We start from the raw sequence: 25,055 nt of genomic DNA, 5'->3' as shown, positions 1-25,055 counted from the left end.
ATGCAGGAAGAAAAAGGACTGATTTTAAGTAATAAGAGGATAGCGAAGGATACCTACCGTATGGAAATACAGGCATCCATCGCAAAGGATATGAAGTCGGGACAGTTTGTAAATGTAGCGGTGGAGGGGTTTATGCTGCGCCGCCCCATCAGTATCTGCTCCGTTGAAGATAAAACACGCTTTGTCATCATCTACAAGGTGGTAGGGGATGGCACTGCGAAGCTGGCTACGCTGCGCACACAGGGGATTATCGATGTGTTTGGTCCCCTTGGCAGTAGCTATCCGATTCATGAAGAAGAGCATGAGGTGCTGCTGATCGGTGGCGGTGTGGGTGTGCCGCCGCTGTATGAGCTGGCAAAGCAGTATCGCAGCAGGGATGCACGTGTGTATGTGGTCCTTGGCTTCAACGATAAAGAAAGCGTATTTTATGAAAATGAGTTTCAGCGTCTCGGGTGCCATGTTGCGGTAGCGACAATGGATGGCAGCTATGGGACAAAGGGAACGGTGATGGATGCGATTAAAGAGCATGGCATCACAACAGAGTTTACCTGCAGCTGCGGTCCAAGACCGATGCTGAAAGCAGTGGAGGAGCGCTACACCCGCGGCTATATGTCCTTTGAAAGCCGTATGGCATGCGGTATCGGAGCCTGTATGGCGTGTGTGGCAAAGGATAAGAAGGAAGAAAACATGTACCACCGCATTTGTAAGGAAGGTCCTGTTTTCCCGATCGGAAAGGTGGAATACTGATGGATCTGCATGTAGAACTGCCGGGACTTCATCTGAAGAACCCCATTATTCCGGCCAGCGGCTGCTTCGGCTTTGGCCGCGAATTTGCCGAGCTGTATGATCTGAGTCTTCTTGGAGGCATTGCGATCAAGAGTGCGACACCGCACAGCCGATTCGGAAATCCGACACCGCGTGTTGCGGAAACACCGTCAGGCATGCTGAATGCCATTGGTCTTCAGAACCCGGGAGTGGATGTGATTATGGAACGGGAGCTGCCATGGCTTGCGCAGTTTGATACGGATATTATTGCCAATGTGGCAGGTGCCAGTGAAGAGGACTATGTCGAGGTCATCACGAAGCTGAATCAAAGCGATGTTGTCAAGGCATATGAGCTGAATATCAGCTGTCCGAATGTAAAGCATGGGGGAATCGGTCTGGGAACCGATCCTGCTCTTGCGGCTAAGGTTACCCGCATGGCAAAGGAAGCGGCACAAAAGCCGGTCTATGTGAAGCTGTCACCGAATGTAACAAATATTGTGGAAATTGCCAAAGCCGTGGAAGAGGCAGGTGCAGATGGTCTGGTGCTCATCAACACCTTGATGGGCATGCGTATGGATCTGCGTACGGGAAAACCATTGCTTGCCAATGTGACCGGAGGACTGAGTGGTCCTGCGATCAAGCCGGTGGCGATTCGTATGGTGTATCAGGTGGCATCTGCCGTCAATATACCGATTATCGGTGTCGGCGGTATCACCAGAGCAGAGGATGTACTGGAATTTCTGTATGCCGGAGCAAGTGCGGTAGAAGTGGGAATGCAGAACTTTATCGATCCGCTGTGCTGTGTTAAAATACTAGAGGATTTGCCAAAGGTCCTGAAGAAATATGGGAATAACAGCTTGACTGATGCTGTTGGAAGGAGTTTTCGTTGATGAGTAAAACAATGGTTGCGTTGGATTTCTCCACACGTAAGGAAGTATATGAATTTTTATTAAAGTTTAAGGAACCGATTTATGTAAAAATCGGTATGGAGCTTACGTATTCTTTTGGATTTGAAATTGTTCGAGAAGTGAAGGCGATGGGACACCAGATTTTTCTGGATTTGAAGCTGCACGATATTCCAAATACGGTTAAACAGGCGATGAAGAATTTGGCAAAGCTGGATGTGGATGTTGTTAATCTGCATGCGGCAGGTGGAAGTGCCATGATGAAGGCTGCTATCGAAGGCTTAAAAGAGGGAGCTGTCAATGGCAAACGCCCGCTTTGTATCGCTGTAACTCAATTGACAAGTACATCACAGGAAGCGATGAATGAAGAGCTGCTGATTCCCGGAGATGTAAAGGATGTTGTCATCTCCTATGCGAAGCTGGCAAAGGAAAGCGGACTGGACGGTGTCGTGTGCTCTGTTCATGAAGCAAAGGCAATTCATGAGGCTTGCGGGTCTGACTTTCTGACAGTTACACCGGGGATTCGTCTTGCGGATGATTCCAAGGATGATCAAAAGCGTGTGGCAACGCCGGTATTTGCCAAAGAACAGGGCTGTGACTATATCGTCGTGGGTAGAAGTATTACAAAAAGTGCCAATCCGGTAGCTACCTATCATGAAATTGAAAAAACGATGGAGGGAAAATAAATGAAGATTGAAAAAACTGTCGCAAAGAATCTGCTGGATATCCAGGCAGTATCTCTGCAGCCCAACGATCCATTTACATGGGCAAGCGGAATCAAATCACCAATTTACTGTGACAACCGTCTGGTGCTGTCTTTTCCGGAAAAACGCAGTGTCGTTGTGCAGGGCTTTGTAGAACTGATTCAGAAGGAATATGCAGAGGCAGAGGTTATCGTCGGTACGGCAACTGCCGGAATCCCATGGGGAGCAATGGTAGCTGACAAGCTGGAGAAGCCGTTTGGTTATGTACGCAGCTCCAACAAGAGTCATGGAAAAGGAAATAAAATTGAGGGAAACATCAAACAGGGTGCCAAGGTTGTTGTTGTAGAGGATCTGATTTCCACCGGCGGCTCTGTCAAGGATGTCATTGAATCCCTGCGTGAGGCAGGTGCCGAGGTACTGGGCGTTGTGGCGATCTTTACCTATCTGTTACCGGCATCCACAGAGCTGTTTAACAGCATTTCCTGTGAATTTAAGACATTGAGCAATTACGATGTTCTGATTGATGTGGCATTGGAAAATGACTATATCAAGGATGGTGACCTTGAGAAATTAAAGGCTTGGAAACAGGATCCAAAGGATGAATCCTGGATGGAAAAATAGAAGAAAGAACAGTGCATTGGGGCATAGAATACAATCGTATTCTATGCCCTTTTGGTGGGAATACAGAGTGTAAGGACTTACAGGGAGTTCAAAACATGAACACTCCTGTGACACGAAACAGCAAAGTGCTGCTGCATGCTGTGTCATAGAAAAACCGTGTAAAAGCTCAAACGGAATGTACGAAATGATGGAACATATATCAAATTTATAAGAATTTATGCTCGTGCGTAGCGAGAGAATGGAGGCAAATATGATGAATATGATGTCAAAACGTTTACTGATACTGGAGGATGGCAGTGTGTATGAAGGACACGGCTTCGGATCCCATCATTATCAGGTGGGAGAGCTTGTATTCAATACCGGGATGAGCGGCTACCAGGAGGTGCTGTCCGATTTATCCTATTGCGGACAGATCGTCATGATGACCTACCCAATGATTGGAAACTACGGTGTCAACCGGGATGACTTTGAGAGTCTGGATCCTGCTGTGTTCGGCTTTGTCGTAAAGGAATATTGCGAGCAGCCAAGCAATTTTCGCTGTGATCTGACTCTGGATGAATTTTTAAAGCTAAAAGGGATACCCGGAATTTGTCATGTGGATACCCGCGCAATCACAAAAAAGCTGCGCAGCAGCGGTACGATGCGTGCCATCATGGCGGATGAGGGAGCGGATGTACAGGCAGTGGTAAAGCTGTTGAAGGAAACCGATTTCCTGCATGATCAGGTTGCACGTGTATCCACACAGAAGCCGTTTCCCATCCCATCCCGTGGAAAAAAGGTTGTTTTAATGGATTTTGGCGCAAAGCATGGCATCATCCGAGAGCTGTCACGCAGAAACTGCGATCTTGTCGTTGTACCATACAATACCTCAGCAGAGGCGATTCTTGCCCTGCATCCGGATGGAGTGATGCTGAGCAACGGTCCGGGGGATCCAAAGGATATGACAGGTGCTATCGAGGTCATCCGTGAGCTGATCAAGCATGTCCCCATCTTTGGCATCTGTCTGGGACATCAGCTGATCTCTCTGGCATGCGGCGCTAATACCGTTAAGCTGAAATTCGGTCACCGCGGCTGCAATCATCCGGTCTTGAATCTGACGACTGGTAAAGTGGAAATCACCTCACAGAATCACGGCTATGCAGTGGAAACAGAAAGTCTTGCGGACACGGATTTGATCATGACGCATCAGGCGCTGAATGATCGAAGTGTGGAGGGTGTCAGCCATACACGTTATCCGGTATTCAGTGTACAGTATCACCCGGAAGCTGCACCGGGGCCGGAGGATGCCAATTATCTGTTTGATCAATTCATGGAACTGATGGAAAAGGAGAATGCATAACTATGACAAAGCGTACGGATATTAAGAAAATACTTGTGATCGGGTCTGGACCAATTGTCATTGGACAGGCTGCGGAATTTGATTATGCCGGAAGTCAGGCCTGCCAGTCCCTTCGTGAGGAAGGCTATGAGGTTGTCCTGATCAATTCCAATCCGGCAACCATCATGACCGATACAACGATTGCGGATCGTGTTTATATTGAACCGCTGACGCTGGAATTCGCCAGCCGTATCATTTATAAGGAACGCCCGGATGCCGTCCTGGGCAGTCTGGGAGGACAGACCGGATTAAATCTGGTTGTTGAGCTGGCTGAATCCGGTATCCTTGCGGAATACGATGTGGAGATACTGGGAACGGATTTAACTGCCATTAACAAGGCGGAGGACCGCGAGCTGTTTCGAAACCTGATGTATGAAATCCATGAACCGGTACCGGAAAGTGATATTGTACATACCGTGGAAGAGGCGATTGCCTTTGCGGATTCCATTGGCTATCCAGTTGTTGTTCGCCCGGCCTATACACTGGGAGGAACCGGCGGAGGCTTTGCGGATACGGAAGAGGAGCTGCGTATCATTGCAGATAACGGATTAAAGCTGTCCCCGGTACATCAGTGTCTGATTGAACGAAGTATCGCAGGCTTTAAGGAAATTGAATACGAGGTTATGCGGGACAATAACAATAATGCAATCGTGGTCTGCAACATGGAAAACATCGATCCGGTGGGAATTCATACCGGTGACTCTATGGTTGTGGCTCCTGTACAGACGCTGTCCGATCGTGAGCATCAGATGCTGCGCAATGCCAGTCTGAAAATCATTCGTGCTTTGAATATATGCGGAGGCTGCAATGTACAGCTGGCATTGGATCCCAACAGCTTCAAATACTATATTATTGAGGTGAATCCAAGAGTATCCCGCTCTTCTGCGCTTGCCTCCAAGGCAACCGGCTATCCGATTGCAAAGCTGGCAGCTAAGATTGCGGTCGGTATGACGCTGGATGAGATCATCAATCCGATTACCAGGACGAGCTATGCCTGCTTTGAACCGTCACTGGATTACATTGTGACAAAGCTGGCACGCTTCCCGTTTGATAAATTTGAGCGTGCCGACCGCCGTCTGGGAACACAGATGAAGGCTACCGGTGAAGTCATGTCCATCGGTCGCAATTTTGAAGAAAGCTTTCTGAAGGCAGTACGATCTCTGGAAATGAAATGTGATCACATCGATCATAAGGAAATCAATGCCTGTACCACAGAGCAGCTGTGGGAGAAGATCGCGGTAAAGGACGATCTGCGCATGTTTGGCATCGCTGAGCTGATTCGCCGCAGGGAATCTCTGGCAAGTATTCATGAAATTACGAGAATCGATATGTTCTTCCTGCATAAATTTGCGAATATCATTTCTCTGGAAGAAGAAATGATGGCACTTCCACAGGATCTTTCCGTACTCCGTACGTTGAAGGAAAATGGCTTTGCGGATTCCTATATCGCCCGCAAGTGGGGGATGAAGGAGCGCTCCGTCTATGAGCTGCGGAAGAAAAACGGCATCATACCGGTATACAAAATGGTGGATACCTGTGCAGCGGAATTTGAAAGTGCGACACCGTATTTCTATTCCACCTATGAACAGGAAACGGAATCCTTCCGTACAGACCGTAAGAAAATCATTGTTCTCGGCTCCGGACCGATTCGTATCGGACAGGGTGTGGAATTCGACTATGCGACTGTACACTGTGTCATGACGCTGCGGGAGTGCGGCTATGAGGCAATCGTTATCAACAACAATCCGGAAACGGTATCGACAGATTTCTCGATTTCCGACAAGCTGTATTTTGAACCGCTGACGATCGAGGATGTTATGCACGTTGTGGATCTGGAACAGCCACTGGGCGTGATTGTTCAGTTTGGCGGTCAGACGGCAATCAATTTGGCAGATAAGCTGGTGGAACGCGGTGTGAAGATTCTGGGAACCTCTCTTAAGGACATTGACCGTGCCGAAGACCGTCATGCATTTGAAGCGATGCTGCACACGCTGGATATCCCGCAGCCGAAGGGAGAAACAGCGGTGGAGGTAGAGGAAGCCGTAAACATTGCGAACCGCATCGGGTATCCGGTGCTGGTGCGTCCATCCTATGTCCTTGGCGGACGTGCAATGGAAATCGTGCACAATGATGATGATCTGCGTATTTATATGGCTACGGCAGTTAAGGAAATCAGCCACGATGCACCGATTCTGGTCGATAAATACATTGTCGGTAAGGAGCTGGAAATTGATGCGATCTGCGATGGTGAACATGTGTATATTCCGGGAATCATGGAGCATAACGAACGCGCAGGTATTCATTCCGGTGACTCCATTAGTGTCTATCCGCCGCAGACCATATCGGATAAGGTGCGGGACACCATCGTCGATTACAGTATTCGTATCGGAAAGGGATTCCATTTTATCGGCTTGTTTAATATCCAGTTTATCGTGGAGGCACCAAAGGATGGAAATGAGGAAATGGTATATGTTCTGGAGGTCAATCCGCGAAGCTCCCGTACCGTGCCGTTTCTAAGTAAAATAACCGGTGTGGCGATGAGTCATATCGCAACGCGCTGCGTCCTCGGTGACTCATTGCATGAGCAGGGCTATGCAGAAGGGCTTCGTCCGTTTGAAAACCGCGTTTTTGTCAAGGCTCCCGTGTTTTCCTTTGCAAAGCTGCGCAGCGTAGATACCGTGCTGGGCCCGGAAATGAAATCAACCGGAGAAGCACTGGGTGGTGATGTTACCTTGGAGAAGGCGCTGTACAAGGCACTGCTTGCCAGCGGTATCCGTATTCCGAATCATGGTAATGTGCTGATGACGATTGCGGATGATGACAAGGAGGAAGGCCTGCGTATTGCAAAGCGTTTCTCTGCCATCGGGTACGGTATCTATGCGACTTGCGGCACGGCTGCTTTCTTACAGGGAAACGGATTGTTTGTGAAAACCGTCAATAAGATTTCCCAGGAGGGCGATTTGAATGTCCTGGATGTGATCCGTAAGGGTAAGGTGAATTATGTGATCAATACCATGTCCAGTGAAGATAAGGAGGTAACCAATGATGGCTTCCTGATTCGCCGGGTATCCGCAGAAAACAATATCAGCTGCTTCACTTCCTTTGATACAGCGAATGCAATACTAAAGGTGCTGGAATCTTTAAACTTTACGACCATCTCTATGAATGAGCTGGAGTATTAAATACGTCTTTATCAGAGTTATAAAAGCATAAGGCAAAAAATATTCAGCATTTGCATGTTTTATATCTTCGAGTTCTTATGAAAAAGGAAATCCAAACGATTGAGTAATTTCAATAGTTTTGGATTTCCCTTTTTTGAATATACAGCCTTAAGAAAAAAAGCATATGCATTGTCAAAAAGGCATTGTTATTTCCAATACAGCACTTTATGCTCCACAATCTGACATGCTTCATATAAAAGAAGTCCCAGCAGAGAAAGCAAGAATATTGAAGAGAGAATCATATTTAAATCATACATTTCTGCACCGTTTGTCAGCAGATAGCCAAGACCGGCTTTTGCTCCCATCATTTCTCCGATGACAGCGCTTGTAATTGCCTGTGTAACTGCTATTTTGCTGCCGCTGATGACCTCATGGAAGGCACAGGGAAGCTCCATACGTATGAAAATCTGCCATCGATTTGCCTGTAATATATTCATGAGGTCCATATATCCGGTATTGATTTTCTTCAATGAACTGCTTTCCGCTACCATGATAGGGAAGGATACTACCAGAATAACCAATGCTATTTTGGAAGTCAGTCCAAGCCCAAACCATAAAATGAATAGCGGAGCAATGGAAATTTTCGGTGAAATCTGCATGATGAGAAGCAATGGCATAAACAGATTCTCTAAAAGTCTATTTTTCGCAAGTAAATAACCGAGAATCATACCAAAGATAATACCCCAGAAGGTGCCGATAAAAATTTCATACAGCGTTGTTGTGATATGCAATCCCATGTTGCCGCTTTGCATAAATTGTATAAAATATTTGAAAAAATCAACAGGAGAAGGAAGATAATAGCTGGGGATATGAAATATAATGGTGATAAACTGCCACAGTATCAGCAGGCATGTAAGCAGTACGCACATTTCCACATAGATTCTTGTTTTTTTCATGATGCACCTCCCGGTTGAACTATGAGCTCATCTGCAGGAAAGGATGTCTTGAATAATCCGTTTTTTTGCAGCAGGTCAATGTAAATCTGATAATCATGGAGATTACTGTAGCCATATCCATACACTGCGGTATCTTCAGAAACCCAAAGATTTTTTACAAATTCCTGCGAAATAATATCTATGTATTTCTGTTCACTTCCGGCAATGCTTGGTGTAAATTTTTCCTTTGCGATATTCACAGCTTCCTGCACCTGACCTTCTATAATATCCTGCATACCACGATTCAAGGCATTCGTAAAACCTCTGCATATTTCCGGATGCTCTTTCAAGAAAGTCTGTGAGGTGATTACTACATTTCCATAGGAGGGCATATAGTCGTTGCTGAGAAACTGTTTAACGTCGATTCCACTAGACTGAAGCTCATAGGTGCGAAGCTTAGAAAAGCAAATTGCATCTACCTGATTGGAAACGAGAGCATTCACAATTGCACCTGTTCCGATCACTTTGATTTGCACATCATGGATGGATAGGCCGTTCTGCTGCAGAATAACCTTCAGCTGAATATAATTGGGACTGCCATAACTTGTAATGGCAATTGTTTTGCCCTTCAGATCCTGTATTTTATGAATGCCAGATTCGCTTTTGTAAATGATTGCTCCCAGCCCCTTCTGATAGGTAGTATGAATGATGTTGACTGGAACACCGTTTCCCCGACCCAACAATACAGTATCCGCATTAGGAAAACCGAAGGGTACATTTCCTGCCCCCACGTTTTTAACAATTTCTGCAGCAGATGCATAATAGAAATTGACCTGCAGTCCTTCCTCCTTGAAATAGCCCTTTTCCTGTGCGAGATATAGCGGCGCATAATAAGGTGTTGCAGCTCCATCAATCTGAATATCAACTTCAAATAGTCCATCTGTATTTTTATATGGGTGAAACGAAGAACCAGTACATCCGGATAACAAACATAAAGATAACAAAATGAAACAGAATTTTTTCATTGCTTTACCTCCTGATATCGCTGTAACCGTTGTTCCAGCAGGTTTACAGCTGCATACAGTAAAATTCCCAGCAAAATGGTAAATAGAATACCTGATATCAGCAGCGGACTATCAAAGGTGGAACTGGCAAATGATTGCAAATATCCGATACCCAACTGTCCTGCCATCCATTCCGCTACAGTTGCTCCAATAATAGCCTGTAGGATGCTTATCTTGAAGGAAGAGAGAAGATACGGTATGCAGCACGGAAACTCTAGCTGAGTAAATATCTGTCTGCGATCTGCGTTCAATACCTGCATATATGCATACATTTCTTTTGGGATATGACCGAGACCCAGCAGCACACCTTCTATGATAGGAAAAAAGGACATGATGAAAACGATGAATAATTTGGAGCCATAACCAAGTCCAAACCAGATAATGAAAATAGGAATTAAGGCAATTTTCGGTGATACCTGAAAAAATACAAGCAGAGGCATACTCAGCTGTTTGATATGTGGATGCTTCCCAATACAGTAACCGACTATAATACCAAACAAAACTGAGAGTGCGAAGCCAAACAGAACCTCGCTCAGGGTATATAGCAGATTTTTATAAAAATCCATTTGCGTGAGCTGAAAAACCATTTCCTTAGCAACGGCAGTGGGAGTTGGTAGGATGAAGGAGGGAATATGGAAAAAAGTTACATAAGCATACCATAAAAAGATAAATACAGATAGAGAGAGAAGCGTATACCATATCGCTTCTTTTTTATGCCTGCTCATTCAGCATACCTCGCAATCTGGATACATAATCCGTAAACTCTATAGCTTCTCGCAGCTTCAGGCTTCGTTCCTGTGGGAGATCAATAGTGATGATGTCGCGAATTTTGGAAGGCCGATTACTTAAAACGGCAACGCGTGTGGATAGAAAAACAGCCTCTTCTATGTCATGTGTAACAAATAGAATGGTTTTTTTCGTCTGTTTCCAAAGACGTCTGAGCTCCAGATTCAAATAATCTCGTGTCAGGGCATCCAACGCACCAAAGGGTTCATCCATTAACAGTAGCTTTGGGTCGTAGCTAAGTGAACGAGCGATGGAAGCTCTCTGCTTCATACCTCCGCTCAGCTCCTTTGGCAGAGAATTTCGAAATTCCTTAAGTTTCATCAACTCCAGCAATTTCTCTACACGCATCAATGATTCCGGTGTTTTTTGATGTTTGATTTCCAATGGCATTATGATATTTTCATAAACACTTTTCCAAGGGAATAAAACTGAATCCTGAAATACAAAACCCAGATTTTCTTTTAACGTGTTGTCATGGAATACGATTTCTCCACCGTCACGTTCCTGTAATTCACTTACGATTCGCAGCAATGTGGATTTGCCACAGCCGCTGGGACCAATAATAGAGATGAATTCGTGTTCATGGATTGCAAGAGATACATCTTTAATTGCTTGTATCCGCTCTCCGTTAGCTGTCGTAAAACATTTTGAAATGTTTTTCAATTCAATCATTGTCATTGTCATTCCTCCAATTTTCCATCATATGTGATAATAAGGATACATAAAGGTTTATTTTCTCCTGCATGTCATTCATGTGTAAACCACATAATGCTTCAATTTTCTTCAGCCGATACTGCAGTGTATTAACATGAATAAACAACTCTTTACATGTTTGCTTCTGGTTCTCGTTATTGCGGAAGTATTTGATAAGAGTATCCAACAGAAAAGGATACTCCTTTAGCGGTGCAATGGTCTGCTGAAAATAATTTGTTTTATCCTGCTGCTGAAGCTCCTGTATGATTCGCAGCAGTTGTACCTTTGGATAAAGGATAATCTGCTGTTTCTGTAGTGTCAGACCAACGTGTACAGAAAATTCAGCTTCTTTCATCAGCTCAGCAATATTAGCTGCTTTCTGAACTGAGCTGATTCCAATCTGCAGATCTGGATATACTGGAATCAACTGCTTAAGTTCTTGTATACAGGCTGAAGAAAACTGTGAAGCTTTCAGAATTACGGCTGTATAAATCGCCATGTTCGTATGCATGAAGAGAAAGTCATGAAGCAGATGCTGTTGCTTCATACGCTCATATATCGTACAGACATGCAGAAAAATCGAATAGCGCTTCTGCTCAGAAAGCTGAGCATTCGTAGATTCTCTATCAATTTGAAACTGAATCAGCTGCAGTTCGTTCTGAAACAGTGCAAGCTGCAATGACTGCGTACAGCGTCGGACAATCAAATCCTTGAAAGGATCCGTGCTTAATAGCAGATAACGCATAAGGTATTCCTTAAGGGTATCCTGTTCATCTGCCAGAGAAAGCAGACGATTGATAGCATTCGTTAAGGATAGGTAGGTTCGCTGAGGCGGAATGAGAAAAATGGGAATCTGCCATTCCTGCGCCAGTATGGAAAGTCTTTTTACACGCGCCATATGCTCGTCAGTTTCTCTGCATTTTACCGCAAGAGCAGCGGTTGACAGGCGCTGCATATCATGGAGTAACTCCAGCAGATCCTGCTCATTTTCCGGTAATGTTCTGGAACTTGTCAGAAGCAGTTCACCACCCTTCGCCCATTCCCGTATGGGTAGAGATTCCATAATGGTTACAGAAGCAACCAAGCGCTGTACATTAGCCCCCTCATACAGCGCTTTCAGATCCCAGATATCACTGCTCATGATCGTGCTTAAATAGATCATACGGTATCACCTCCCATTCACAAATTTCGTGTGATGTTTTTGGATACAGATCATACCGGTATATAAATAATATGATTGCGGTTACAATACACCTTATTTATTACTGAATGATATCATACAAGAAGTAAACGTGTAAATTGTGTAGATACACGAAATCACTGGTAATTTTTGGGCTCTTTCTACAATTGTTAGAATGCGCTTTTCTATCTAAAATGGTGGTGTAAGGAAAGGAGACTTTTTATGAGTCAAGAACGTATGAATATGAGTACCTATCAGAAAACGGCATTAGGTACCACAATGGCCGGGCTGGGAATGCAGAGCTGTAGTACGATGCTGTTATCCTATGTACTGACCTCTATTATTGCTGATTTTGCAATCAGCTCAACTGCAGGTGGAGCGATATCCACCATCACCAATCTGGGAATGCTGGCCGGTGGTATCATCTTTGGAACATTGGCAGACAAGTATGGCAGAGTAAAAATTTTTGCAATTACAGTCGCTATTTTCTCTATAGCGACAGGGCTGACAGCTTGTTCTACAAGCATAACTGCCATTTATGTGCTGCGCTTTTTGGTAGGTGTCGGCGGAGGCGGAGAGTATGGTGTGATTATGTCCATCATTGCGGATTCTTTCGCTGAGGGTAAAAGAGGAAGAATTACTTCATTTGTAACAATTGCAGGACAGCTTGGCAGTATCATTGCTGCCATAGGAGCTGCATTGATTATTCCAACATTCGGCTGGAGAGGTTTATTTGTATTTGGTGCTCTTCCAATTTTCCTGGCTGTTTTTATCCTTTGGAAGCTGCCGGAATCTGAAGCATGGAAGGCGGTAAAAAAAGAATCGGTTACTAAAAAATCAGGAATACGTGATCTTTTTACAGAAGGAAGGGCTTTTACAACGATTCGTCTGACCATTATGGCGATTGTACAGGTTGCCGGATACTTTGGGCTGATGAACTGGCTTCCTTCAATTTTGCAAAACAAAGCCGGACTTAGTATTTCCGGTTCATCAATTTGGATGATAGCAACCATTATCGGTATGTCTTTAGGAATGCTGGTCTTCGGTCAGATTATGGATAAGATTGGTGCCAAAACGGCCTATGCATCATTTCTGATTGCATCTGCGATTGCAGTATTTGCATATTCCTTTGCAGATTCTGCAATGTTGATCTTGGTTGGGGGCGCAATTGTAGGTTTTTTTGCCAACGGTATGAATGCAGGCTATGGAGCAATTGTTGGTAATCTATATCCAACACATATCCGTGCAACTGCAAATAATATTATTTTCAATATCGGTCGTGCTATTGGTGGTTTTTCCTCAATCGCTATCGGTTTCTTTTTAGATAACTATTCTCTAACAGTAGCCATGGCATTTCTTACCGTGTTATACTGTATATCTCTGATTACAGTGACAACGCTACAGATACACAAGCCAAAGCCAGCAGAAACACAGGCATAGGAGGTAGATAATATGAGTATACATTTGAAAGAATTAAAGCACGGAGATTTGGGGGAAGCGACCATAATTGTTGGAGATCCTGGTAGGGTTTCACTTCTTGCAGAAGCGTTTGATAAGCGTAGTATTATTGTTAATAATCGTGAATTTCTTTTAATGAATGGTTATTATAAAAATCAGAAGGTATCCGTATGTTCTACCGGTATAGGTGTAGGCTCAACGGAAATCTGTGTGAGTGAGCTGCTGGAAAATGGAGCAAAACAAATCGTACGTTGCGGAGGCTGCGGCGCATGGCGTGACGATATTGAGCCAGGCGATATCATTTTAAATACTGGAATGGCACGAACAACAGGATTGATGACGACTTATGTCCCGGATACGTATCCTGCTGTTGCAGATTCGCTGTTAGTCAGTCGGATTGCAAAACATCTGTCCGGCAGTAAAAAAATCCATATCGGATTGGGACTGACGGCAGAAACATATTACATAGGGCAGGGAAGGGGTATTTCAATAAAGGGAAAAGCACTTCCTGTTCCCAATATGATTGAAGAATGGTCAAGTCTGGGAATTATGAATTGTGAAATGGAAACAGCAGTACTTTATATACTAGCATCCTTATACCAGATTCCTGCTGCAAACTGCCTCGCTGTTCATGTCAGTCGCAAGAACGAGAAATGGGAATGTGAGGAGGATTATCGCAAGCTGCATTATGAAATGGCGCAGCTTGTACTGGATGCGATGCTAGAGCCATCAACGCAGTATGAAAAAGAAGCATAAGGAAGGAGATAAAGAAATAAAGGGAACGAAAGCGTATAGATAAAATGAAATAGCCGTAGCATGGAGGATTTCCAGCTGCGGTTTTCAACTCTGTATAAAGATTGTATAAGTGTAGTATTTTTTCTTTGTAAGCGCTATAATAATACTAAGAAAACAGAAAGGAGCTTTTTATGAATACAGAACGTTTTAAGGATAAAATTATGGTCGTAACCGGAGGAACCTCCGGAATAGGAAAAGCAGTTTGTATCCGTGCCGGTGCAGAAGGGGCAACCGTTGTCATCGCAGGACGAAATGAGGAACGCGGAAAGGCGATTGAAAAGACCATTACGGATCAGGGAGGCAAGGCACTGTTTGTGCGCTGTGATGTGACTATAAAAGAAGATATCATCGCCCTGTATGCGAAAGTGATGGAATTGTATGGACGTATCGATATCGCTATTAACAATGCCGGCATCGTCGGAGATTCCAAGAAAATCGAAGATTTGACAGATGAGGACTGGTTCAGCGTTGTCAATGCCAATCTGAATGCCATGTTCTATTGCATTCGTGAGGAAGTGAAATACATGCTTACCAATGAAACCGGTGGAAGTATTGTGAATACCGCATCCGTGGCAGGTATTCGGGCAACTCCTGCAGGACCTGCCTATGTTGCCAGCAAGCACGGTGTTGTCGGACTGACAAAATCAACGGCAATGGATTACGCTGCGAAAAACATTACCTGCAATGCCATCTGTCCGGCAGGAACCGATACACCGCTGACAGAAGCCGCAAAGCAGAAGATTTATGCCAAGATTGCGGAATTGAAGGCACAGGGAAAAGACCCGCAGGAATTTATGAAGAATTCCATGATTGCCGGTAAGACGGAAACTCTGCAGCATCGCAATGCTACAAGTGAGGAGCAGGCAGCGACGATCCTGTATTTTGCCAGTGATGAGGCAAGACACATCACCGGTAGCATTGTCGCAAGTGATGGCGGTTTTACTGTTTATTAACATACATATGAAGAAAGACGGAGAGGAATTCAAAGCCTTTTCGTTTTTATTTTCTGAAGTTGCGCACCTTATCATCATCAGCTTCTTTTTTAAAGAGTTCAGGATGTTTTCATTGACAGATGCTGAAAAAAAGAGTATTCTATATATGAAGTTAGATTAAACTAACAAAGAGATTGCAGTTCTTTGTTTTCCTTATAACTTTACAACCAGCCCAAATCTGACTTCACGATCAGACTGTCTGTTTCCACGATACGGCGGACAGGCGGTCTGCTTTTGTTACTGTTCACAGTTTATAAACGAATTTTCAAAAAAGAAAAGATGTAATAATCTGACGGGGGAATGACTTTCCATCCTGTGTGATTGTTATACTTCTGTTTGATCCTTCTTTTCGTGGATTTGCTGTGAATCGTGACCTTCTTATTTTGTAAGCTTATTTTGTATGCAAGCCTATTGACGTTCGGCTGAAAAAATGATACAGTTTATTCAGTTATATGACTGACGGAAGTGGAATTGACCACAGGGAGTATAATGTATAGGGGCCGACCGTCTGGGCAGAAGAGCTCGGGACAACTGTCGGCTCTTTTCTTGTGGATGAATCAGTCCTATGATTTATCTTACGAAACCATTTCATAACAGAATGAAACAGGAGGACGCAGGATTTATGATGAATGAACGCAAAGAATGGGAAGGCTTTACAGGCCGCCTCTGGAAAGAGGAAATCAATGTTCGGGATTTTATTCAGAACAACTACAAGCCATATGACGGGGACGAGTCGTTTCTGGCTGAACCGACAGAAGCAACTAACAAGCTGTGGCAGGAGCTGCAGAAGCTGCAGAAGGAAGAACGCGCAAAGAACGGTGTTCTCGATATGGAAACAGAAATCGTTTCCTCTTTGACCTCTTATGGCCCCGGCTACATCAAGGATGAATTAAAGGATATGGAAGCAGTCGTCGGCTTGCAGACAGACAAGCCGCTGAAGCGTGCTTTCATGCCATACGGCGGTATTAAAATGAGTGAAGAGGCATGTACGACCTATGGATATGAGCCAAGTGAAAAGCTGCATGAAATCTTCCATGAATATCACAAGACACACAACGATGCCGTGTTTGACTGCTATACACCGGAAATGCGACTGGCAAGACGGAACAAAATCGTTACCGGTCTTCCGGATACCTATGGACGCGGACGAATCGTTGGCGATTACCGTCGTGTTGCTCTGTACGGTATCGATTATCTGATCGAACAGAAACAGAAGGATAAGGCAAACTGCGGCTGCGGTGTAATGAGCGATGACATCATCCGTCAGCGTGAGGAGCTGGCTGAGCAAATCAAGGCGTTAAAGGGTATGAAGGCGATGGCTGCACTTTACGGCTTTGATATCAGCGGACCTGCTACAACCGCGAAGGAGGCAGTTCAGTGGCTGTATTTCGGTTATCTTGCGGCCATCAAGACACAGAACGGTGCTGCAATGAGTGTCGGACGTGTTTCCACCTTCCTGGATATTTATATCGAACGTGATCTGGAGGCAGGAATTCTTACCGAAAGTGAAGCACAGGAGCTGATCGATCATATGACGATGAAGTTCCGTATGGTGAAATTTGCACGTATTCCTTCTTATAACCAGCTGTTCTCCGGTGACCCGGTATGGGCTACACTGGATCTGGCAGGTCTGGGTATGGATGGTCGCCATATGGTTACAAAATCCGACTTCCGTTTCCTGCATACACTGGAAAATATGGGACCGGCACCGGAGCCGAATCTGACGGTGCTGTATTCCTCTCATCTGCCGGAAAGCTTCAAGACATATTCCGCACGCATCTCGATTGAGACAAGCTCCGTACAGTATGAGAATGATGATGTTATGCGCCCGGTATGGGGGGATGACTATGCGGTATGCTGCTGTGTGAGTGCCACGCAGACAGGTAAGGAAATGCAGTTCTTCGGAGCACGTGCTAACCTTGCAAAATGTCTGTTGTATGCAATTAACGGTGGAATTGATGAAAAGACGAAAGCACAGGTCGGTCCGGAATATCGTCCGATTACCAGTGAATATCTGGATTATGATGAGGTTATGCATAAGTATGACAATATGATGGAATGGCTGGCTGATCTGTATGTCAACATCCTGAACCTGATTCAGTACATGCATGATAAATATTATTATGAAAGCTCCTTAATGGCACTGATCGATACCGATGTGCGCAGAACCTTTGCGACAGGCATTGCCGGATTCTCCCATGTCGTAGATTCCCTGGCAGCAATCAAATATGCCAAGGTTAAGACGGTTCGTGATGAAGACGGACTGGTTATTGATTATGAAATCGAGGGTGATTTCCCGCGCTATGGAAATGATGATGACCGTGCGGATGATATTGCAGTGTGGCTGTTAAAGACCTTTATGGAGAAAATCGAGAAGCGTCATACCTATCGTGACTCTGAACCGACAACCTCGATTCTTACTATCACCTCCAATGTCGTATATGGTAAGGCTACCGGAGCTCTGCCGGACGGACGTAAGGCCGGAGAGCCATTGTCACCGGGGGCAAACCCTTCCTATGGTGCAGAACAGAACGGTCTGCTGGCTTCTTTGAATTCCGTAACCAAGCTGCCTTATGAATATGCATTGGACGGCATCAGCAATACGCAGACCATCAGTCCGGATGCGCTTGGACACAATGAGGATGAGCGTGCCGATAATCTGGTACATGTTCTGGATGGCTACTTTGATCAGGGAGCCCATCATCTGAATGTCAATGTATTCGGTATTGAAAAGCTGCATGATGCCATGGAGCATCCGGAAAAAGAGGAGTATGCAAACTTCACGATCCGTGTTTCCGGATATGCTGTAAAATTCATTGACCTGACGCGTGAACAGCAGCTGGATGTTATTTCCAGAACCTGCCACGCAAGTCTGTAAGTTACAAAGAAAAGAGGTCTGTTATACAAACAGGCCTTTCTACGTTTACGGAGGTGATTTTATGAGTGTAAAAGGAGCGATTCATTCCATTGAAACCTTTGGCTCCGTTGATGGACCGGGGGTGCGCTTTGTTATATTTCTAAAAGGCTGTGCCATGCGCTGCCAGTATTGCCATAATCCGGATACCTGGAAATGCGGGGAGCCGGATACAGACAGTGAAGCATTGCTGAAGCGTGCGATGCGTTATCGCAGCTACTGGGGCAAAAACGGCGGTATTACGGTCAGCGGGGGAGAGCCTTTGCTGCAAATTGACTTTCTTCTGGATTTGTTTCAAAAGGCGAAGAAGGAAAACATTCACACTGTTCTGGATACGGCGGGAAATCCGTTTACCGGTGAAGGGGACTTTTTTGATAAATTCCAGGAGCTGATGAATGTCACAGACCTCATCCTGCTGGATCTTAAGGTTTATGATGAAAAAAAGCATCGTGCACTGACGGGAAAAAGCAACCGCAATATTCTGGATCTGGCAAAATATCTTTCTGATATCGGTAAGCCTGTCTGGATTCGTCATGTGCTGGTACCTGGTATCAATGACAGTGATGAGGACCTTCATAAGCTGGATACCTTTTTGCAGACTCTGCATAATGTAGCGCGTGTTGAGATTCTGCCATATCATACACTGGGTGCCTACAAGTGGGAGGAGCTTGGCTATACCTATGCACTAAAGGATGTCCTGCCTCCGGACAAAGCACTCGTAAAGCATGCGAATGAGCTTCTACATACAGCACAGTATGATTCGTGAATACTCACAAAGCCGGACATCTGAATAGGAGGAACCGGCTTTTTTTATTCCTACGATACTTTAGATATCCCTTTTTTATACCATCCAATGCATTGATGCTGCTGTGACTATGCTGCATACCGATATGTTGAAATACTCAATAGCACTGTTTTTTTGCATCATAAAATGGTATGATGACAATAGATGGAAGGAGGTATCATCATGAGTGATCCAAAACGTATTCGCATGCACACAGGCAAAGGTTTTATTGCGGCGCTTGATCAAAGCGGCGGCAGTACACCGAAAGCACTTCGACTGTATGGTATTGCAGAGGATGCATATCATAGCGATGAAGAGATGTTTGATCTGGTTCATGAGATGAGAACCAGAATAATGACATGCCCTTCCTTTACAAGCGAGCATATACTTGCAGCCATTCTGTTTGAAAACACCATGGAACGGAAGGTGAACAACGAGTACACTGCTGACTATCTGTGGAATCAAAAGGGAATTCTTCCGATTCTGAAGGTGGACAAGGGGCTTGCCCCATTGGAAAACGGCGTTCAGCTGATGAAGGAAATTCCACAGCTGGAGGAGCTGCTCGAGCGTGCAAAACAGCGCCATATCTTTGGAACGAAGATGCGCTCTGTTATCAGGGAAAGCAATACGGATGGTATCCGCGCTATCGTCGAGCAGCAGTTCGCTATCGGTAAACGTATCTGTGCGGCAGGATTGGTGCCGATTCTTGAGCCTGAGGTAGATATTACAGCATCGGACAAGGCGGATTGTGAGGTATTGCTGAAGGCGGAAATCAAAAAGCATCTGGCGAAGCTGACGGCAGATGAAATCATTATGTTCAAGCTGACCATTCCAAGTGTTGACGGTTTCTACACAGAGCTGATGAATGATCCGCATGTTCTGCGCATAGTCGCATTATCCGGAGGGTATACAAGAGATGAAGCGAATGTAAGGCTTGCAAGAAATCCGGGACTGATTGCGAGCTTCTCCCGTGCATTATCACAGGGACTTTGCGTAACCCAGAGTGATGATGAATTTGAAGCCTTACTGAAAAGCTCCATACAGTCTATTTATGATGCCAGCATTACCTGAGAGATAGCATGTATGCATGGAGCCTATAAAAAGATGCAGAAGGTCTGCATCTTTTTGCATGCTTTAAAGCCTAAGACTTACGAGATAGAAGCTTCCTATATGGGAGTTTGCGCAGATATTTCATCCAGTCTGTTTGCATACATACCTTATATAAGATAAGTGTGAGAAGCCCTCCGAGAACGACATCAATGACGGAATGCTGTTTCAGTACAACGGTTGAAAGACATACTGCGATTCCGCAAAACAGGGTAAAGCCTTTGACCAGTGCCGCATGAGAAAACTTTTGATAGCGCATAACAATGATCATAATCGCCACGGTACTGGAAACATGAATGGACGGACAGACGTTCGTCGGTGTATCAATGGCATACAGCATACCGGCAATACGGGCAAGCAGATTGTCACGTACAACAGCAGGACGCAGCTGTAGACCGTTGGGCAGTACGGTATAGATCAGCAGACAGATTGTCATACCGGTGAACATAATAAAGCACAGATCCAGAAAATCCCTTCGCGAGTGGAACAGAAAATAACCAAGAGAGACTGCAAGCATGGGGAACCAGGCAAAATAAGGTATAACAAAGCCTTCATGAAAAGGGATCCAGTCATCCAGCGGACAGTGTATGATAAATTTGGGAACCGCAAAGGCCTCCAAAAGCTCAAAGTAAATCAGATAGGGGATAAAATAAAGAAGGCACAGCGCATAGGGATGCTCCCTGATCCAGGCTGCCGTTTTTTTCAGCATGTGCATCCTCCTTTCCAGGTGGTATTTATTATAGTATGGATTTCCATTTATTTCAAATAAAAAATCCGACCTTCGCCGGATTACGGTTTGATGTAGGAATATCCCGCCTGCTGCTTAACGGCAAGCTCCACAACACCGCTTGCAACCGTTGTCACACCGTTTAAAAGCTCCTGCTCCTCCATCCTCTGCCCCTTCATGGCATTGCGGCAGGCGGCTATGATGACACCGCGTTTTATAAAATTACAGAAAACTGCTTTGTATTCCAGCTGCTCTGCGGCCTCCTCCTTCAGCTGCCGGACGGCTCTTCCATTAACGACGATTTCAATATGGAAATCCTGCTGCAGCTGTTCGCAATAGGCAAGCATATGGGTTACATTTCTCTGTACAAGCGGCCAGCGTTTTTCTTCGTCGATGTGAAATATCACGTTCATATCAGCACCTCCTTCTCTTGGCTCCTTGTCTTTATGCTCATTGTACGATACCTGGCATATACTTGCAAGCAGGAAATCTGCCGTGTTCTCCAAATGTTGTGAAAAAATTCATAAAGTTTTTATTTGAAAGCGTTATCACAGGTGGTAGAATAGCTGTAAAGAAAGGTGAGTGTGATTGGCATATGAAAAATCTGGAGCATCATCTGTTGGGTAAGCATCCCAGAATCGGATTTGCGGAGGGAGCGAATCCCGACGTGATCCGTGCAGCGATACGGCATGTGGAAAACGGCTTTATACTGCCGGTGCTGATTGGTCATAAAAAGGAAATTCTCCGGCATGCGAAGGAGCTTGGCGCTGATATCAGCGGTGTGGAAATCGCAGATATGGAAAGCTTTGCGAATAAGGCGGAAATGGTGTCACGCATGCTGATGATTCGCCGTGGTGACTGGACCAGGGAAGCATGTGAGGATAAACTAAAGGATATCAATTATTTTTCAACAATGTATCTGGAGCTTGGCTATATTGACGGTCTGGTTGGCGGTGTTATCGCAACAACAGCGGAAACCATGCGTCCCGCTTTACAGCTCATTCGGACTGCCGAGAATGAGCGAACCGTTTCCAGCTGTGTTCTGCTGGAGCGGGATAACATCCATTACATTATGGGGGACTGTACACTGAATGTGGATCCATCGGTTCAGGAGCTGGTGGAGATTACCCTCCAGTGTGCCAGAACAGCACGGCAGTTTGGTATTGAACCGAAGGTTGGTATTTTATCGTATTCCTCGTTTGGGTCGGGAAGCGGAGCAAGTGTGGATAAGGTGCGCGTCGTAGCGGAGCATCTGAAACGGATGCCGCTGGATTTTGCTGTTGACGGGGAGATTCAGGTGGATGCGGCAATCTCTCCAATCGTCGCAAAGGTAAAGGCTCCGCATTCAGCCATCGCCGGGGAGATGAATACACTGATATTCCCGAATATCGATGCCGGAAATATCGGCTATAAGATTGCTGTCGAGCTGGGTGGCTTTACCATGTTTGGCCCGATTTTACAGGGCTTGCGTAAACCGGTCAATATCTTGACGCGCAGGGCAAGCGTGGATACGATCTATTCCATCGGTATCATTACCGGTGTGCAGGCAGTTGAGAATCGATCCTGAAAAAAGATGGCAGATGCTGTCTTTTTATGCTTTTAAAATGTCTTGTGCATTAGCGTCAGGAGAGGCTAGACACAGGTGCAGAGGGACCTCTCAGAACGCTAAAAATTTAGATCCACTAGGAAGCAAAGGATAAAAAGGCATTCATATGCGGTGTGAGCCATTTGCTTTTATGATAAACAATCTGGCGGTATACACGCAGCTGAAAATCTCGCGGCCGCAGGATGGACAGACGTCCCTGATCTACATAGGGCTGCACACAGAAGGCGGGAAGAAAGGAAATCTCACATTCACTCAACAGCTCCCGTATGATGAATTCTGTATTCCCTATTTCCAGGTATGGATGCACCTGCTGTTTAATGGACAGGGCATACTGATCCAGCTCATAACGATAGCTGGCTGCACTTTCCGTCAGAATCAGCTCCTCCTGTAATAAGTCCTTGAGAATCAGTGATTTCCGTTTTGTTAGCGCATGAGAGGGATGGCAGACAAACACGATTTCCTCCGGTTCATCAACGACGCGGATCCAGTCGGGATGATACTGGCGGCGGTCGATGAAATAGACGATATCCAGCTCATTATGATTCATCATATCCAGTAAAATTTCCGGTGATGAGGTTTCCACGCTGATGGAGATATGCGGATACGTTGTATGAAAGGCATGCAGCAGTTTTGGAAAGGAGGATGCACACAGGGATTCCGTCATGCCGATGCGCAGATGTCCCTCCAGCTCCTGTGCTTCCTGCAGTGCAAGCTTGGCTTTTTCACTTTCATCGAGGATGCGGCAGGCATAGTCATAAAATATAGTTCCCTGCTGCGTAAGCGAAATCGTCTTGCCGAAACGGTCAAACAGACGGGTGTGCAGCTCTTTCTCCAGCTGCTGAATTTGAATGGTGACCGCAGCCTGTGTATAGCCCAGTGCAGCCGCAGCCTTTGAGAAGCTCTTCAGCTGAGCTACCCGCTGAAATGTTCGTAGTGTACGTAATTCCATAAATCCTCCCATAAAGATAATTTAATCATCTTATAAAATATATAAAATTTTCATAAATATATGGTGATGATATAATACATTTAAAGAGAAGTCAACGCAAAATGCGAAAAGGGAGAAATTTTATGAAAAAACAGGATGCACAGTACAGAGGATATGTGACCCTGCTGAAAAAAGAGCTCGTTCCGGCGATGGGATGTACAGAGCCGATTGCGATTGCCTATGCGGCAGCACAGGCAGCTGCACGCCTGAAGGAAGATATAAAACAGGTGGATATTTATGCCAGTGGCAATATCATCAAAAATGTAAAAAGCGTTACGGTGCCGAATACCGGAGGACGCAAGGGAATCCAAAGTGCGGCAGCTATTGGTATTATCGCCGGTGATCCAACCCTCGGACTGGAGGTTATTTCTCATGTCCGTACGGAGCAGATCGCGCAAATGGAAGCTTTTCTTGAAAAGACAGCAGTGTATGTACATCATGAGCAGTGCAGCTGTGCCCTGCAGGTCGGTGTCAGAGTTACCGGAGAGCAGCATACTGTACTGGTATGTATCCAGAATGAGCATTCCAATATCGTACGTATTGAAGAGGATGGAAGGTGTGTGCTGGACAAAGAGGCACGCAAGGATACACAGGAGCAGCTGGATGCCATGCAGTTTTCGATGCAGGGTATCTATGAGTTTGCAGAAATAGCGGATCTTGCGGATGTAAAGGAGATACTGGATCGACAGATTCAATGCAATACCGCCATAGCGGAAGAGGGGTTAGCCCATTCCTATGGTGCCAATATCGGTTCCGTGCTGCTCTCTACCTATGGTGACAGTGTACAGATACGTGCCCGTGCTCTGGCTGCGGCGGGAAGTGATGCCAGAATGAGCGGCTGTGAGCTGCCGGTTATTATCAACAGCGGAAGCGGAAATCAGGGAATGACCTGCTCTCTTCCGGTAATCGCCTATGCAAGGGAGCTCCAATCCAGTGAAGAACAGCTGTACCGGGCCTTGCTCATATCCAATCTCTCCACACTGTATCAGAAAAAATATATCGGTCGGCTATCCGCTTATTGTGGTGCAGTCAGTGCAGGTGCAGGCGCAGGTGCAGGGATTGCATATCTGCTGGGCGGAGATTATGATCATATCTGCCATGCCATTGTCAATGCACTCGCAATAACGTCAGGTATGATTTGTGACGGTGCAAAGCCGTCCTGTGCCGCAAAAATAGCAACGGCGGTTGATGCCGGCATCATGGGCTGTATGATGTATCAAAAGGGAAAGCAGTTCTATCGCGGAGAGGGTATTGTTTGCCGCGATATTGAGGAAACCATCATGGGTGTCGGTCAGCTGGCAAGAGATGGCATGAAGGAAACGGATGATGAGATCATAAAGCTGATGATACAAAACTAACGGCTGAAAAGAGGCAAGCTGCAGAAAAGCTGTCTGATTCATACACGGACAAACGTGTGATTCAGACAGCTTTTTAGGATGCAGGATTCATGACGGATTGTATACGGCATTCAGTTTTTGTCTAACAGCCTGCT

At 45.4% G+C, this 25,055-nt stretch carries 22 protein-coding genes and 1 riboswitch; of the genes, 14 read left to right on the top strand and 8 right to left on the bottom strand.

All coding sequences use genetic code 11. The annotated features are described in order from the left end of the window. The 6 genes from ACESPQ_RS09070 to carB all read left to right on the top strand — a co-directional run bounded on the left by ACESPQ_RS09070 (window position 1) and on the right by carB (window position 7,555). Window positions 1–747 (top strand): dihydroorotate dehydrogenase electron transfer subunit, encoded by a 747-nt coding sequence (locus tag ACESPQ_RS09070; RefSeq protein ID WP_002610590.1) that lies wholly within the window; start codon window positions 1–3, stop codon window positions 745–747. Next, window positions 747–1,655 carry a dihydroorotate dehydrogenase gene (locus tag ACESPQ_RS09065; RefSeq protein WP_109770657.1) on the top strand — a complete coding sequence of 303 codons (909 nt, stop codon included), beginning with the start codon at window positions 747–749 and terminating at the stop codon, window positions 1,653–1,655. The genes ACESPQ_RS09070 and ACESPQ_RS09065 overlap by 1 nt, the downstream gene beginning before the upstream one ends. Beyond that, window positions 1,655–2,356 (top strand): orotidine-5'-phosphate decarboxylase, encoded by a 702-nt coding sequence (gene pyrF, locus ACESPQ_RS09060; RefSeq protein ID WP_002610596.1) that lies wholly within the window; start codon window positions 1,655–1,657, stop codon window positions 2,354–2,356. Before ACESPQ_RS09065 ends, pyrF begins: the two co-directional genes overlap by 1 nt. After that, window positions 2,357–2,995, top strand: coding sequence for an orotate phosphoribosyltransferase (gene pyrE / locus ACESPQ_RS09055; protein ID WP_109770656.1), 639 nt, complete (start codon window positions 2,357–2,359; stop codon window positions 2,993–2,995). Window positions 2,996–3,257: 262 nt separating this feature from the next. Then, window positions 3,258–4,334, top strand: a complete 1,077-nt coding sequence (locus tag ACESPQ_RS09050; RefSeq protein ID WP_109770727.1) for a carbamoyl phosphate synthase small subunit — start codon at window positions 3,258–3,260, stop codon at window positions 4,332–4,334. Between the two features lie 2 nt (window positions 4,335–4,336). After that, window positions 4,337–7,555 (top strand): carbamoyl-phosphate synthase large subunit, encoded by a 3,219-nt coding sequence (carB, locus tag ACESPQ_RS09045; RefSeq protein WP_373144279.1) that lies wholly within the window; start codon window positions 4,337–4,339, stop codon window positions 7,553–7,555. 185 nt (window positions 7,556–7,740) lie between these two features. Here carB and ACESPQ_RS09040 read toward each other — a convergent pair whose 3' ends face one another. The 5 genes from ACESPQ_RS09040 to ACESPQ_RS09020 form a co-directional block, all read right to left on the bottom strand. After that, window positions 7,741–8,490: an ABC transporter permease gene (locus tag ACESPQ_RS09040; RefSeq protein ID WP_002610604.1), complete on the bottom strand. Its 750-nt coding sequence runs from the start codon at window positions 8,488–8,490 to the stop codon at window positions 7,741–7,743. Next, complete coding sequence (locus ACESPQ_RS09035) at window positions 8,487–9,494, bottom strand: ABC transporter substrate-binding protein (RefSeq protein WP_008817482.1); 1,008 nt, start codon at window positions 9,492–9,494, stop codon at window positions 8,487–8,489. The genes ACESPQ_RS09040 and ACESPQ_RS09035 overlap by 4 nt, the downstream gene beginning before the upstream one ends. Then, a complete protein-coding gene (locus ACESPQ_RS09030) occupies window positions 9,491–10,099 on the bottom strand; it encodes an ABC transporter permease (RefSeq protein WP_224721022.1) in 609 nt (202 codons plus the stop codon). Before ACESPQ_RS09030 ends, ACESPQ_RS09035 begins: the two co-directional genes overlap by 4 nt. Before the next feature lie 145 nt (window positions 10,100–10,244). After that, window positions 10,245–10,997, bottom strand: coding sequence for an ABC transporter ATP-binding protein (locus ACESPQ_RS09025; RefSeq protein WP_002610609.1), 753 nt, complete (start codon window positions 10,995–10,997; stop codon window positions 10,245–10,247). Then, window positions 10,984–12,174 (bottom strand): helix-turn-helix domain-containing protein, encoded by a 1,191-nt coding sequence (locus tag ACESPQ_RS09020; RefSeq protein ID WP_373144278.1) that lies wholly within the window; start codon window positions 12,172–12,174, stop codon window positions 10,984–10,986. The genes ACESPQ_RS09025 and ACESPQ_RS09020 overlap by 14 nt, the downstream gene beginning before the upstream one ends. A gap of 240 nt (window positions 12,175–12,414) precedes the next feature. Here ACESPQ_RS09020 and ACESPQ_RS09015 point away from each other — a divergent pair, with 240 nt between their 5' ends. From ACESPQ_RS09015 to ACESPQ_RS08990, 6 genes are all read left to right on the top strand, one after another. Then, window positions 12,415–13,632: an MFS transporter gene (locus tag ACESPQ_RS09015; RefSeq protein ID WP_008817480.1), complete on the top strand. Its 1,218-nt coding sequence runs from the start codon at window positions 12,415–12,417 to the stop codon at window positions 13,630–13,632. 12 nt (window positions 13,633–13,644) lie between these two features. Beyond that, complete coding sequence (locus tag ACESPQ_RS09010; RefSeq protein WP_002610615.1) at window positions 13,645–14,406, top strand: nucleoside phosphorylase; 762 nt, start codon at window positions 13,645–13,647, stop codon at window positions 14,404–14,406. 170 nt (window positions 14,407–14,576) lie between these two features. Then, entirely contained in the window at window positions 14,577–15,398 is an 822-nt protein-coding gene (locus tag ACESPQ_RS09005) for an SDR family NAD(P)-dependent oxidoreductase (protein WP_109770654.1), read from the top strand. A gap of 481 nt (window positions 15,399–15,879) precedes the next feature. After that, window positions 15,880–15,958, top strand: a riboswitch (ZMP/ZTP riboswitch). A 101-nt stretch (window positions 15,959–16,059) separates the two neighbouring features. Continuing rightward, window positions 16,060–18,315, top strand: a complete 2,256-nt coding sequence (gene pflB / locus ACESPQ_RS09000) for a formate C-acetyltransferase (RefSeq protein ID WP_002610618.1) — start codon at window positions 16,060–16,062, stop codon at window positions 18,313–18,315. Window positions 18,316–18,376: 61 nt separating this feature from the next. Beyond that, window positions 18,377–19,117: a pyruvate formate-lyase-activating protein gene (gene pflA / locus ACESPQ_RS08995; RefSeq protein WP_002610620.1), complete on the top strand. Its 741-nt coding sequence runs from the start codon at window positions 18,377–18,379 to the stop codon at window positions 19,115–19,117. 201 nt (window positions 19,118–19,318) lie between these two features. Beyond that, the gene (locus ACESPQ_RS08990; RefSeq protein ID WP_002610622.1) at window positions 19,319–20,206 is read left to right on the top strand and encodes a fructose bisphosphate aldolase; all 888 of its coding nucleotides are present in this window, start codon (window positions 19,319–19,321) and stop codon (window positions 20,204–20,206) included. A gap of 70 nt (window positions 20,207–20,276) precedes the next feature. Here ACESPQ_RS08990 and ACESPQ_RS08985 read toward each other — a convergent pair whose 3' ends face one another. Then, window positions 20,277–20,951, bottom strand: a complete 675-nt coding sequence (locus ACESPQ_RS08985) for a phosphatase PAP2 family protein (RefSeq protein WP_002610624.1) — start codon at window positions 20,949–20,951, stop codon at window positions 20,277–20,279. Window positions 20,952–21,031: 80 nt separating this feature from the next. Further along, window positions 21,032–21,382 carry a DsrE family protein gene (locus tag ACESPQ_RS08980; protein ID WP_008728816.1) on the bottom strand — a complete coding sequence of 117 codons (351 nt, stop codon included), beginning with the start codon at window positions 21,380–21,382 and terminating at the stop codon, window positions 21,032–21,034. A gap of 182 nt (window positions 21,383–21,564) precedes the next feature. Here ACESPQ_RS08980 and ACESPQ_RS08975 point away from each other — a divergent pair, with 182 nt between their 5' ends. Then, window positions 21,565–22,536, top strand: coding sequence for a phosphotransacetylase (locus tag ACESPQ_RS08975; RefSeq protein WP_008728817.1), 972 nt, complete (start codon window positions 21,565–21,567; stop codon window positions 22,534–22,536). Between the two features lie 115 nt (window positions 22,537–22,651). Here the strand turns inward: ACESPQ_RS08975 and ACESPQ_RS08970 are convergent, their stop codons facing one another. Next, window positions 22,652–23,524, bottom strand: a complete 873-nt coding sequence (locus ACESPQ_RS08970) for a LysR family transcriptional regulator (RefSeq protein ID WP_002610629.1) — start codon at window positions 23,522–23,524, stop codon at window positions 22,652–22,654. A gap of 122 nt (window positions 23,525–23,646) precedes the next feature. Between ACESPQ_RS08970 and ACESPQ_RS08965 the strand changes: the two genes are divergently transcribed. Further along, on the top strand, window positions 23,647–24,921 hold the full coding sequence (locus ACESPQ_RS08965) for a serine dehydratase subunit alpha family protein (protein WP_002610631.1): 1,275 nt from the start codon (window positions 23,647–23,649) through the stop codon (window positions 24,919–24,921). The last annotated feature ends 134 nt before the right edge of the window (window positions 24,922–25,055 follow it).

The sequence above is a fragment of the Clostridium sp. HGF2 genome, from assembly GCF_964240115.1.
GTDB classification, from domain to species: domain Bacteria; phylum Bacillota_I; class Bacilli_A; order Erysipelotrichales; family Erysipelotrichaceae; genus Clostridium_AQ; species Clostridium_AQ innocuum.
Note: the sequence above shows the minus strand (reverse complement) of the source record. Positions and strands in the feature narration are given on the sequence as shown.